General features: G+C 42.9%; 11 protein-coding genes. 5 read left to right on the top strand and 6 right to left on the bottom strand.

Annotated elements, in window-relative coordinates; genetic code table 11:
* Window positions 1–103: 103 nt before the first annotated feature.
* From C5S62_RS05575 to C5S62_RS05550, 6 genes are all read right to left on the bottom strand, one after another.
* Complete coding sequence (locus C5S62_RS05575; protein WP_104404419.1) at window positions 104–1,339, bottom strand: transglycosylase SLT domain-containing protein; 1,236 nt, start codon at window positions 1,337–1,339, stop codon at window positions 104–106.
* The gene (locus tag C5S62_RS05570) at window positions 1,329–1,628 is read right to left on the bottom strand and encodes a Dabb family protein (RefSeq protein WP_104404418.1); all 300 of its coding nucleotides are present in this window, start codon (window positions 1,626–1,628) and stop codon (window positions 1,329–1,331) included. Before C5S62_RS05570 ends, C5S62_RS05575 begins: the two co-directional genes overlap by 11 nt.
* Window positions 1,629–1,697: 69 nt before the next feature.
* The gene (locus C5S62_RS05565; RefSeq protein ID WP_104404417.1) at window positions 1,698–4,070 is read right to left on the bottom strand and encodes a bifunctional dihydroorotate dehydrogenase B NAD binding subunit/NADPH-dependent glutamate synthase; all 2,373 of its coding nucleotides are present in this window, start codon (window positions 4,068–4,070) and stop codon (window positions 1,698–1,700) included.
* Window positions 4,071–4,784: 714 nt separating this feature from the next.
* Complete coding sequence (locus C5S62_RS05560; protein WP_104404416.1) at window positions 4,785–5,723, bottom strand: site-specific integrase; 939 nt, start codon at window positions 5,721–5,723, stop codon at window positions 4,785–4,787.
* 247 nt (window positions 5,724–5,970) lie between these two features.
* Complete coding sequence (locus C5S62_RS05555) at window positions 5,971–6,693, bottom strand: porin family protein (protein ID WP_223301153.1); 723 nt, start codon at window positions 6,691–6,693, stop codon at window positions 5,971–5,973.
* 80 nt (window positions 6,694–6,773) lie between these two features.
* On the bottom strand, window positions 6,774–8,291 hold the full coding sequence (locus C5S62_RS05550) for a LysM peptidoglycan-binding domain-containing protein (protein ID WP_172486089.1): 1,518 nt from the start codon (window positions 8,289–8,291) through the stop codon (window positions 6,774–6,776).
* Window positions 8,292–8,505: 214 nt separating this feature from the next.
* On the opposite strand from C5S62_RS05550, the gene C5S62_RS05545 reads away from it, so the two are divergent.
* The 5 genes from C5S62_RS05545 to C5S62_RS05525 all read left to right on the top strand — a co-directional run bounded on the left by C5S62_RS05545 (window position 8,506) and on the right by C5S62_RS05525 (window position 13,030).
* Window positions 8,506–9,786 carry a hypothetical protein gene (locus C5S62_RS05545; RefSeq protein WP_104404414.1) on the top strand — a complete coding sequence of 427 codons (1,281 nt, stop codon included), beginning with the start codon at window positions 8,506–8,508 and terminating at the stop codon, window positions 9,784–9,786.
* A 49-nt stretch (window positions 9,787–9,835) separates the two neighbouring features.
* Entirely contained in the window at window positions 9,836–10,714 is an 879-nt protein-coding gene (locus C5S62_RS05540; protein WP_104404413.1) for a nucleoside phosphorylase, read from the top strand.
* A gap of 102 nt (window positions 10,715–10,816) precedes the next feature.
* Window positions 10,817–11,224: a hypothetical protein gene (locus tag C5S62_RS05535; RefSeq protein WP_133159515.1), complete on the top strand. Its 408-nt coding sequence runs from the start codon at window positions 10,817–10,819 to the stop codon at window positions 11,222–11,224.
* Window positions 11,221–12,519, top strand: a complete 1,299-nt coding sequence (locus C5S62_RS05530; protein ID WP_104404411.1) for a DUF3440 domain-containing protein — start codon at window positions 11,221–11,223, stop codon at window positions 12,517–12,519. The genes C5S62_RS05535 and C5S62_RS05530 overlap by 4 nt, the downstream gene beginning before the upstream one ends.
* Entirely contained in the window at window positions 12,506–13,030 is a 525-nt protein-coding gene (locus C5S62_RS05525) for a ParB/RepB/Spo0J family partition protein (RefSeq protein WP_104404410.1), read from the top strand. Before C5S62_RS05530 ends, C5S62_RS05525 begins: the two co-directional genes overlap by 14 nt.
* The last annotated feature ends 478 nt before the right edge of the window (window positions 13,031–13,508 follow it).

Here is a 13,508-nt window from a genome sequence, read left to right as displayed (position 1 = left end):
AACAGACTGTAAAGGCAAGAATAGCGTACCCGCAATTTCTGCCGTTTATCTAAATGCAACTCTATTTCTTGAAAAATCTCTTCTGCCGTAATCACCTGAAACCTTATTGCTGAAGTTGCTGCCTCAATTCTTCCGCAGAATAAATGCGGCGCTCACGGGAATAACGGTTACGCTTATGCGAACGCGCACCGGAGGCATGAACCGATGAATGATGACTGGAAACAGTCATACCGATATTTCCTCCATAGCTCCTGTAACGCTCAAGAACACTCGTTACATAACCAGCTGTTTCAGATCCTATCATATATCCGTACTTTACGACCGGATCCCTATAATATTTCGGTTCGGAAAGCCGAAGAACATAAAAACTGACGCTCTCCCACAAATGGGCATTCCTTCCATATTTTCTAGCCAACGCCATGGCATCACGCACATGACCGAATCCGCCATTATAAGCAGCCAAGACAAACTTCACACGCTCTTCCTTATCGGTAATATCCTTAAATTTATCAGTCAGTTGCTTAATATAACGGGCTGCTGCTGCCACATTATCCTTAGGATTATAAATGCGATCAGCCGAAAGTCCGAGCCCTCGGGCCGTTGACGGCATAATCTGCATCAAGCCGCAAGCTCCGGCCCAAGACAGTGCCGAGGGGTCAAAACCGGATTCCTGATAACATTGTGCGGCTATAAGCCGCCAATCCCATCCTGTAGTTTCAGCCGCAGCGTGAAAGTATTCATCATAAACGGAGATAACTCCACGTTCGCGAGAAAGATACGATGCACGCACTTTACGACGGACCTGACGGCGCTCATCAAAGCGATGCTTTTCTTTACGCTTTACTTCCGGCGATGGAGACGTGGCATACCACATTTGCAATGCCTCCCCCAATGCCACAGCCTGTTGACGAACCGCCCAAGAGTATTTACCATCATCACTGGTTACTCCAACAGCCGCCAAACCATTCTTCCGTATGACTTCGAGTGGCAATGCTAAAGCTATGATGTCAGCCTCTCCATTTTTCAACATTTTTAAAAGCGAAAGTGTGTCATTCGCAATCTCCATGCGCAAACGCAAACCTTCATGGGTTGCAAAATCTGCCGCAAAAGCATATTGCAATCCCATCGATTGCCCCTGATAGTCAAAATAGGTATCTGGGCCATTTAACGTGGCTACAATCAATTCTCCTCCATTCTGAATGTCTACAAGATCATATCCCTGAGACGTTTTTTGCTTCCCTGACGATAGAAAAGCACCATTATCTCCTACAGACTGTGGAGACTTCCGACATGCCCCCAACAATATTAAAAGAAGAAATGGAAAAACGTCATATCTCATAGTCCACACAACTGCGCACTTCGATATAAGGGGCTAACCGGCCCGCAACTGCGCGATGAGCCGGATGTACGGAATAAGCTCTAACATCGTCTAATGTATCAAAAACACTCTCCAGACAAATGTCACACACTTCGTCGGCATTAACATTAAGGCCTACGCGGATATTTCTGATACAATTTATCACTGCCGGCAATGCCTCTATATCCGATTTAAAGGCTGTCATAACAGACTTTTTTTCCTGAGCGGACATAGCCGGCTTTAGCTTAAATATCACGATATGTCTGATCATATTATTTGCTGAAAATCCAATAATTATTCCATATTACTCTTTCAGGCCTCAAATATCCTGTTTTTTTCTTCATTGCTCCGAAATGGCCTCGTGCATAGCCATAGCAGCCCGGCGGCCGTCCCCCATAGCCAAAATGACGGTTGCTCCACCCCGCACGATATCACCACCGGCATAAATAGCCGGTACTGAAGTTTGCAAATTGTCGTCCACTTCAATAGTACCTTTCCGACCGACATTCAACCCATCAATTGAATTGGGTACTATAGGATTCGGAGAAACACCGATACTTACAATAACAAGATCGACATCCATCGTGACAACAGCCCCTTCAACCGGAACGGGGCGGCGGCGGCCACTGGCGTCAGGTTCTCCAAGTTCCATTTTCTGCAATACAACTTGCTTAACATGTCCATCTTCATCCGTGACATATTCCAAAGGATTGTGAAGTGTCAGAAAGCGCACACCTTCTTCTTTGGCATGTTTCACTTCCTCCAATCGAGCAGGCATTTCTTCTTCAGAACGACGGTAGATGATTGTAGCAGACTCTGCTCCAAGACGCAATGCCGTACGCACTGAATCCATGGCCGTATTGCCACCTCCTACCACAGCCACCCGTTTGCCCATAATGACCGGGGTATCGCTGGCCGGATTGGAAGCATCCATCAGATTGACACGGGTCAGATATTCATTCGATGACATCACCCCGGTAGCATTTTCACCTGGAATACCCATAAAATTGGGTAAACCGGCTCCGGAAGCCACAAAAACACCACAGAAGCCATCTGCTTCCAACTGTTTCACGTCGAGTGTCTTACCGACAATACAATCTTTTATAAAATGTACTCCCAATTGCTTCAGATTTTCAATTTCATGGTCTACAATGGCATTGGGCAGACGAAACTCCGGAATTCCATACTTCAGGACACCACCGATTTCATGCAAGGCTTCAAAAACAGTCACATCGTATCCGTGCTTTACCATATCGCCGGCAAATGACAAGCCTGCGGGACCGGAACCGACCACCGCCACTTTCTTCCCATTCCTTGCAGCCTTAACCGGCGCAACAACAACCGCATGCTCACGCTCATAATCGGCAGCAAAGCGCTCCAAGTAACCAATAGCCACGGCCTCTCCTCCTGTTTTCAGATGAATACAGCGACTTTCACACTGTTTTTCCTGCGGGCAAACCCGACCACATACAGCGGGCAGTGCACTGGTTTCCTTCAAGGTTGCAGCAGCGGCCAGAAAATCACCCTGCTCAATGTGCTTCACGAAACGTGGTATATCAATACCGACAGGACAGCCCTGTACGCAGCCGGGATTATTACAATCCAAACAGCGCTTGGCTTCCTGTTGCGCGACCTCGGCCGAAAGTCCGCGATTGACTTCCTCCTTTAGTCGCCGTGCACGATACTGCGCTTCTAACTCAGGCATGTGACAACGAGATATAGCCATTCGTTCCTTGGGCTTCATGGCTTTGCGCAAATCAGTGCGCCACAAAGCGTTGCGCGAAATATCCTCATCCAAACAAGGCATGTGCTCTTCGGCGGCCACACCCTTGCATTCCGCAACCTTAACATTCTGAATATCAACCTTTTTCTCACAGCCATCTCCTTTACCAAGTTGAGACTCAAACTGTTCCAAGGCCACTTTTTCCGCACTTCGGAAAGCCCCCATACGCTTGAGCATTTCGTCAAAGTCAACGACATGTCCATCAAACTCAGGCCCATCAACACAGACAAACTTCGTAACCCCTCCGACTGTAATACGGCAGGCACCGCACATGCCCGTACCATCCACCATGATGGTATTGAGCGAAACATCTGTAGGTATATTATATTTTTTTGTCAGCAAACAAACAAATTTCATCATGACAGCGGGACCGATGGCAAAGCATTTATCTACCCGCTCACGCTGTATGACTCCCTCTACGCCCTCTGTTACCAAGCCTTTCTGTCCGTAAGAGCCGTCATCAGTCATAATAATAAGTTCATCGGACGAGGCACGCATTTCCTCTTCAAGAATAATCAACTCCCTCGTTCGTCCGGCCAAAACTGTCACGACACGGTTGCCGGCCGCCTTCATCGCCTGAACAATGGGCAACATAGGAGCTACTCCAACGCCGCCCCCCGCACACACAACAGTACCGAAACGTTCCACATGGGTGGCTTTACCCAGCGGGCCTACGACATCAGCCAAACAATCACCAACTCCCAAACGGCAGAGCTTTTCGGAAGAGACCCCAACTTCCTGTACAACTAAGAAAATGGTGCCTTTTTCCACATCTGCCTGAGAAATAGTAAGCGGTATGCGCTCACCGTGCTCGTCTACACGCACAATTACGAAATGACCGGCCTTGCGCGAACGAGATATCAAAGAGGCCTCAACCTCTATCTGAAATACTTTCTCCGAGAATTGTTTCTTGCTGACTATTTTATTCATTGCACATTAATATTTTATATTCAAACATCTGAAGCCCCTGCCCAATACCTCACTTATCCAAACACTCCAGCCTCAAAAGGCATTATGCTTCGTATGAAGTGAATTACCGGAAAAAGCCTTTTATTTTCTAAATATTTGGCAAATATAATGAATTTTCTTTTAGGCATCCCAAACGCGATACTGAAATATCAAAAAAAACACATTCACATTAGTCCTCAGAAACAGTCTGTAAAAAAGCATACCTACTCAACCCAATATCACCCGACAAACCGGTCTATGTAATTTTCCAAGCCTTCCAACTTTAACATTTTTAACCTTCATAAACGTTTCTGCAACCTGTTTTCCTAACTTGAAGTATTGGATTTATAAAAACCTTATTGAAATTTTAACAGGAATACTTCGAGTTTAAACTCCAATACGGGAAATTTTCAAGAAAAACAAAGCGAAAACATACAAAAATAGCCCTAAAAAACACATAAAAACGGGGATTTCAATAAGAAATCCCCGCTCCGCTATTACAAATATACGACATTTTACAGCCAAAAGCAAATTGTGTTAAAATGGCAAATGCCTATCCCAAAAACATCCCCGTTTCTTCATGGCCGACCTCATCTACAAAGAATTACCTCTCCTGCGAAAAGCCGGTCGATAGGCTCATACCATATCCAGCTATCAGAAGCAGTTGTCAATAATAACAGACAACAGGTCTGCCGGTTATCCTTCATAGCTGTTCAATGACTTAAGTAACATACTGTTAGCCTTATCTATCACGGAATTATCCAGCGATGCCAAATAAATCTGCGTAGTACGTTCGGAAGAATGCCCCATTCCCGCACTGATAACAGAAATCGGCACATTGTGATTACGGGCAGTAGTGGCCCAAGTATGGCGGGCGGTGTATGAACTCAAAGGATGCAAGAGGCCTAAACAGGCTGTCAGTTTCTTAAGAACACGGTTATAATACCCTAAAGCTGTTTGATATTGTTTATAGGCCACAGATGGATGGAGACTTCTGAGAAACGGGAACACATAGGGGCTTCCTGCCGTTTCTGCTGCATATTTCTTAATGATGCGCGCCATACAAGGCTCTATGCGTACAGTCAGGTACTGTCCTGTCTTACGGCGGACATAACAAAGCACACCGTCTGAAATGTCACTTTTCTGCAAGAAGGCAATATCAACGAAAGCCATGCCACGGGCACAATAACTGAAAATAAAAACATCGCGCGACAAAGCCAGATGTGACTTCGGGCGCAGTTCCAATGCTTGCAGCTTCAGCAATATGTTCTCATTCACCGCACGCTTACGGGTTGAAGCCACTCCAGTATAAACGTCACGGAACAAATGAGTACATTGAAAATCATATAGCCGAGACAATTTGTTACAAATAGAACGGAGCACTCTCATGTAAAAGGAAATGCTGTTGCGTGCCACTCCCCGTTGTAACAACCAGGCATTATAGGTTCCAACAAAATCCTCATTCACAAGCGATAGCGGAAGTTCTGCCTTATCTCCAAGAAAGTTTGTCAGACTGTTAAGCGTACGCTGAAAATTTCGGGCAGTCCCAAACTTTTTTTCTGCTTTCTTCTCCTCAATGGCCAAACGAAAAACAACGAGCAAACAAGGTTGGGAAGATGATGACAAATAATCCATAATGATTGTATATTTAAAAGTTAATCAATAAAGTTATCTGCAACATTCTTTTCAACAAAATCCTTTGCCAAAACAGTTCCCGGAGTACTCGGAATTACCAGGATACCTGTTCTTTAACATCGAAAAAATTCCCACCTGACCAATTTTACTTGACAGTTTAACACATCACCTGACAAAAAAACAATCCCGACCCGAAAAAAATCCGAGCCAGGATGTCTACACATATAAGCACGCTTTACGCAGCCTGCTATTTTTTCAAATCAAACAAATAGGTAAATTTCACCACGATAGTCCCATTGTTTGAACGAGAGAACACCTCTTTTTTACTATTGCCATATAAATCGCTCAATCCATAATAGTAACGTCCATCCAACATAAAATGTCCCACACGCGTATTCAATTCAATACCGGCACCTGCCGTAATTCCATAATCGAACTTATGTTTGAGCGGCATTTCATATTGTGCATACATGCCGTTAGGTCTGTCGGGATTTCCATCGGCATTGGTAGTCCACACTTCGCTTCGCTTCGTCTTTTCCGAAAAGCCATACCCCACCTGAGGACCGGCCAGAAAATACCCCATCACACCACGGTGCTCACGTCCCCAGCCAAGACGCGCAAGGAAAGGTAACTGAACGTAATCGATGTCACGTTGATACGTATCGGGCAAAGGCTCGTCTTTCCCATTATAAATATCTTCTTTCCACCCTAAACGTGCGAAATTCAATTCTACCTGCAAAGCACAAAGCGTGTTAAAATATTTTTCACTGGTCATACGCAACGTCACCCCAAAAGCCGGCCCCACATGCCACTTCTGCTTGATGGAGGGATCAAACCCCACAGAGTTAAGAGCCACCCCACCGTTAAAGCCAACAGCGAGTGAACTGCGCGCCTCACCTATCTGTGCCATAATTGAACCACACGCACAAAAAGCAATGAACAATGATAATATGTTTTTCCTTATTTGCATTCCTTCTCTGATCTGTAAATAATAAAGATATTACCCTATTTTAAAAAAGGGAACAGGGTAGATCCATATTCCTCAATTAATTATTTAAGCTTCATCTTATCTATCACACGGTCCGGACGAAAATGAATAAATTGCATGCAGTCATTCACCAGGCCCATGCCTACAACCGGACGTATGAAATGAAGTTCATTCTGTAATAATCTGCCTTCTGCTTTACGGCTGAAAAAATCATCGCCATATTTCAGCAAACCGCCAACGGCATAAATACCTACATCGTGGCCCAACAAGCCCATGCGGGGATAAACTGAAAGCGGTGTGGTCTTGAACCAACGGGTATATTCCTTTTCAAAATCAATCGTGGCCTTGTCATACTTATTGTAAAAATAATTGGCAAAAACGTAAGTATTGGCCGCAAACATATCTTCCTGAAGTTCCTCGGCATATTCCATCCAGTCAAGAAAACCCAAAACGGCAAACTGTCCCTGAGGCGACAAACTCTTCATCCATTTTATTTTTTCAAGAACTTGTCTGGCACATTCTTTCGTAGAGGCATCCGGAACGAAAACGGTCATGCGGTTTTGGCCCATCGCCGCTTTCATCTGTCCGGAGGTGTAGCCGGGAGCCAGTTCCGTACAATCATATTGCTTGGTTTTCAACGCTTTGATTAAATCAATCGAAAAATTCTTTTCATTACCATTCTCACTATGCAGAAACACAACTTTTACATCCTTGAATACTTGCGAAAACAAGCGGGCTACAGACTCATTGAGATATTTCTCCGGAGCATTCACTAAAAACAGGTTGGGATTAGTCGTTATTTGCGGCACTTTCGATGAAAACGGTTGTATCCACTTTGTCTTCTGCTTCTGACTTGTAAAAGCTGACATCGCTGCCATATTCTGAGGATAAAGAGGTCCCACTACAAGATCAATATCTTTCAAGTTCAGTTGAGAAATCAAACCGCCCATATCACCACTACTTTTCGGTTCATTAAAAGCATATACATTAATATTCTTGCCATCACGCTTCAAATTACCGACTGCCATAAGAAAGCCGCGATAAAACTCAACGCTACGTTCCACTTCCACTCCTCCGGAAGTCAACGGCAAAACCACAGCAACATTCACCGCGGAGAGCGCATTGCTCTTGTCAACAACAGGTTTCTGCACTTCCGCCTGTTGAGGTTTGGCATAAGGAATACACAAGAAATTTCCTTTTTTTAATTTATAGCCTTCAGCTTTCATCTCCGGATTTGCAGCAATAAGTTCGTCTACGGTAATGCCATAACGTTGCGAAATACTCCAGACTGTTTCCTTTTTCGCAACTTTATGCATTTCACGACAATCCGACCCTGCAATTCCGGTACCTCTCGCCTGTCGTGGTATCATAATCACGGTCCCTATTTTAAGTGATTCTGTCTTCAACGAAGGATTTGCCGCAATAATACCATCTACGGAAACGCCATATCTCTGCGATAGAGAGTAAAGGGTCTCTCCTTGCTGAACCGTATGTCTGCCGGGATTTTGCTGCGCTGCAACAGACAATGTACCGACTAAAAAGGCTATGAATGTCCCTAACAATATCCGCTTGATTTCCATCTGCATCTGTTGATTCCTTAATTAATATTTAAATTATATTTTCAACATAAAACGATTATCCCGGTAACTGGCAAAACACCATATTCCATAGGAAAAAGTCCCCACTCTTCTTTTAACAGCAGGTTAAATTGAGGCAAAAATACACAAAAACTGGTGACTATAGCAAGCTATTAAAAAGAAATACGTATTTTTGAGCCAAATAAACCGTTTAAACATGACAAGCAAGTACAAATACATTATCTCTATTTTCTTATCGCTAATTCTCTCTATTCCCTTATCCGCACAAAAAAAAGTCTCCAAAAAGAAAACCGCCAAAACCGTCAGAACCATCGATATTACAGAAATTCAGAATTTAATAAAGGCATATCGGTTTGAGGAAGCCGAAGACCTGATTACAGAAGAACTGGATAAACAGGAAAATACCGACAAAAGCAACATCAACCTGATTAAAGAATTACATCAGGCCCGTTTAGGCGCAGAGATGCTGTGTAACACTGAAAAAGTCATAATTATAGATAGTACTGTGGTGAAACGCAGCGATTTTCTGAAATATTTCAACATCAGCCGTGAATGTGGGAAAATAATCCCGCCAAGCGCTATCATTCAAAGTCTTGCCGGAAAACAAACCGGCGCTACGGCTTATATGAATGAATTGGGAGACCGTTGTATATATTCACTTCCTGACTCTACCGGAGCTCTTAAATTAATGTCTGCCGACCGGTTAGGAGAAGATTGGAGTTCTCCCGTACGCCTTGAAGGTATAGGCATTCCTACAGACATTCAGGATTATCCATTCATGATGGCCGATGGAATGACTCTCTATTTTGCAGCCAAAGGCGAAGAAAGCCTGGGAGGATATGACATCTTTGTTACCCGCTATAACAAATCCACAGGAGAATTTGTAAGGGCCGAGAATGTCGGCATGCCATTCAACTCTCCAGCCAACGACTATCTGATGGCCATTGACGAGACTTGTAACATCGGCTGGTTCGTAACTGACCGCAACCAAACAGCTGATAACGTCTGTATTTACCGTTTCATCCCCAATGAAACCCGAGAGGTCTATGATTTTTCCCCAGAAAATGAAGAAAAAATACGCCATATGGCACAACTTTTCAGTATTTCAGAAACCCAGACCAATTCTCAAGCTGTAAAAAATGCTCTTGAACGGATATCCCAAATAAAGAACATTCCCGATAATCACCCACAGGAGGAACATCATTTCATCATTAATGATCAAAAGGTATACACCAACCTCTCCCAGTTTACAAATCCGAAAGCCAAAGAACATGCAATAAAACTGATAATATGGTATGGGCAACAGAACAGTAAGAATAACTCACTGGAGGTTATGCGTTCCACCTTTTCCAAACGGCCAACAGAGCAATTAAAGAATGACATATTGAAACTTGAAAAAGAAATTGCGACTTTACGCCAAGACATCGAAAAAGAAGAGAACCACATGCGACAAGCTGAAACTGAAGGCAAACAATAACAACCTATCCAGATGAGCATAAGTGTCAATAAATTATAAAAACCACGCCATGAAAAAACATTTCGAAGATTCCGAACTTATCATCAACTCAGACGGGACAATATTCCACCTACATTTGCTCCCCAAACAACTCGCCGACAAAGTAATACTCGTAGGTGATCCAGGCAGAGTGTCGCTGGTAGCCGCGCATTTTGAAGAAAAGGAATGTGAAGTTGTAAGCCGGGAATTTCACTCAATAACAGGAAGTTTCAAAGGGAAACGTATCACAGTTCTTTCAACTGGTATCGGTTGTGACAACATAGACATTGTACTCAACGAACTCGATGCTTTGGCCAATATAGACTTTGCAACCCGCGAAATAAAGCCGTCGCTTCGCTCTTTGGAAATTGTACGCATAGGCACATGCGGCGGACTACAACCTTATACACCTGAAGGAACATTCATTGCAAGTACAAAAAGCATAGGCTTTGACGGACTTCTTAATTTCTATGCCGGACGTGACAACGTCTGCGATACTGATTTTGAGAAAACTTTTGTAACAGCTATGGGATGGAAAGGTAATCAATGTATTGCATATCCATACGTTGCAGATGCTCATCCGGAATTAACGGAACGCATAGCTGGTACTGATATGGTGAGGGGGGTGACAATAGCCTGCGGCGGTTTTTTCGGCCCGCAAGGTCGCGAACTGCGCATTCCTTTAGCAGATCCTTCACAAAATGAAAAAATCATGAAGTTTGAGTATCACGGGCTACGTATTACAAACTTTGAAATGGAAAGCAGCGCTTTGGCCGGTCTGGCCAAACTCATGGGACATAAAGCCCTTACCTGCTGTATGGTTATAGCTAACCGCGTGGCTGGCAAAGCAAATCCCAACTATAAAAATTCCATAGATAACCTTATCAAAACTGTTCTGGATCGTATTTGATACATATTTATAAAGAGTAAGAAGTAACTATTTAAAACCATCCGCTTTGTCCGAAAATGTTATATATTTCCGCTTTTTAAAGTCAGGAAGAAAAAGTGAGATATGAAAGTCATAAGCCTGCATGGGACGGATGATCATTTATATGAACTTGTGGCACCTTTAGTCATGAGTCCGGAAGTCTTATGCTACAATAACAACTATCCATTCAAAACCACTCCTCTACATACATGGTACATCTGCATGATAAACGGAGCCACAGCAGGCTTCATGCCAATAAAGGAAACGACCCGCGGACTATACTTGGATAACTACTACATCAGAGATGATAACCATGATATTTTAGAGGTCTTGATAGCCCATGTCCTCTCTGTTACAGACAAACCAATAACAGTTTTAAGCCACAAAAGACATACAGAGATTTTCCGCCATTATGGATTCATAATAAGCACTGTATTCGCTCAATACAACAAAATGCAACGAACCATTGCGAAAGGAGGATACGACCAATGATTCGTCGGCTTAATGTATATGAGGCAGTACAGGAACGCCTGAAATTGCTTTTTGAAAATTTTGATTATATCTATGTTTCCTTCTCTGGAGGAAAAGACAGCGGAGTCCTTCTCAATCTATGTGTGGAATATATACGCAAAAATCTGCCTGGGCACAGACTGGGTGTTCTGCATCTCGATTACGAGGCACAATATTCTCAAACCACAGAATATGTCAGCAAAAGACTATCGGAAGACAGTGATATTCTTGATATATATCATTGTTGTGTGCCTTTCAAGGTAGCCACATGCACATCCATGCTTCAATCCTACTGGCGTCCTTGGGAAGTGTCAAAAAAGGGTATATGGGTCAGAGAAATGCCTAAAAATTGTTATAAAACTGATGATTTCTGTTTCTTTGAAGATAGCCTATGGGATTATGACTTTCAAAAACTGTTTGCTCAATGGCTTCGCCATAAGAAACAATGTCGTTATATATGCTGCCTTGTAGGCATACGCACCCAAGAAAGTTTCAACCGCTGGCGCACGATCCACAGTGACAGAAACTACAGGCATTTCGGTTCTACAAAATGGATACACATGATGGACAGTCATGTATATAATGCTTATCCCATATATGATTGGAAAACAACGGACATTTGGACAGCAAACGGTAAATTCGCCTGGGATTACAATCATCTGTACGATCTGTTTTATCAAGCAGGAATACCAATGGGGCGTCAGCGCGTGGCGAGTCCGTTCATTTCACAAGCTCTATCAACCTTAGCAGTATACAAGGTCATTGATCCCAGCACATGGGGAAAGATGGTCAGCCGTGTCAATGGTGTCAACTTTGCGGGCATATATGGGAACACGCTCGCTATGGGATGGAAATCAATCAAATGCCCAGATGGATTTTCATGGAGGCAATATATGGATTTTTTACTTAGTACTCTTCCGAATAAAACTGCGGCGAACTACCGAGAAAAACTCCGTGTCAGCATCCGTTTCTGGAGAGAACGCGGAGGTTGTCTTTCAGAAAACACGATCCGTAAGCTTCAAGATAGAGATATTCCAATTTCTGTCGGAAAAACATCAGCATACCGTACCAATAAATTTCCAGTCAAGATGGAATACCTTGATGACATCGACATCCCGGAATTCAAAGAGATACCAACTTACAAACGTATGTGCATCTGCATACTGAAGAACGACCATATCTGCAAATACATGGGATTTGCCCTTACTAAAAAAGAGCAGTCATTAAGAGAGCAAGTGATGAAAAAATATAGATCATTAAGCCATGAAAAAATATAAGAGTCCTGTATATAATGTAATAGCCGTACCTATTGAAAAGATTGTCGCAAACAATTACAATCCCAATGTCGTAGCTCCCCCAGAAATGAAGCTATTGGAACTTTCAATATGGGAAGACGGCTACACAATGCCATGTGTATGCTACCACTTGAAGGACATTGACCGCTATGAGCTCATTGACGGGTTCCACCGTTATATGGTTATGAAAACTTCCAAACGCATATATGAACGCGAACAAGGACTCTTACCTGTAGCAGTCATAGACAAGGACCTGTCGAACAGAATGACCTCTACAATACGCCACAACCGTGCCCGTGGAATGCACAACATTGAACTGATGAGCAACATTGTCGCAGAACTCACACGTTCCGGCATGTCAGATAGTTGGATTATGCGCAATATTGGCATGGACAAGGATGAGTTGCTGCGACTAAAACAGATATCCGGACTAGCAGAGCTATTTGCAGACAAGGATTTCGGGATGTCTGATGAATGGAAAGAAGAGGATTAACTATCGGGAAGATTAACAAAGTACATTCATTTTAAGAAGGGACTATTACATTTCAAAAAGATAAGAAAACAAAAACTGTCCTTGAAAAAAGTTTTTTAAGTAAATGATCTTCAGCAAACCAAATCAACAACAGAAAACAAGAGACTGATTCTTCATAAAACATCAAAACATTATTATAGCGTAACAAATAAACACTCCTTTCACAACTGGATTCAAGAGTGTCTGCCACCTCAAATCCCCCATAATATAGAAGAGAAAAATATCACAGGACAACAATTATTAAGGTTTAATTAGTCAAAAACGCAAAAAAACAAAAAACCAATCGATGTTAGTTTATTCCTTCTTAAAGAATAAAGCTAAGTTTATTCATATAAAGAAAACATATACACTTATTTTTTAGTACTTTTGCTGCAAATTTTAAGGAAGACTATTAAAGCCCCACACTTAATTTCCCAATCTTTCTCATAGGTAATTGATA

Origin of the sequence: Prevotella sp. MGM2, from assembly GCF_002933955.1 — a bacterium.
Lineage (GTDB): Bacteria > Bacteroidota > Bacteroidia > Bacteroidales > Bacteroidaceae > Alloprevotella.
The sequence above is the reverse complement of the archived record's forward strand: the minus strand, read 5'-3'. Positions and strand labels throughout refer to the sequence as shown.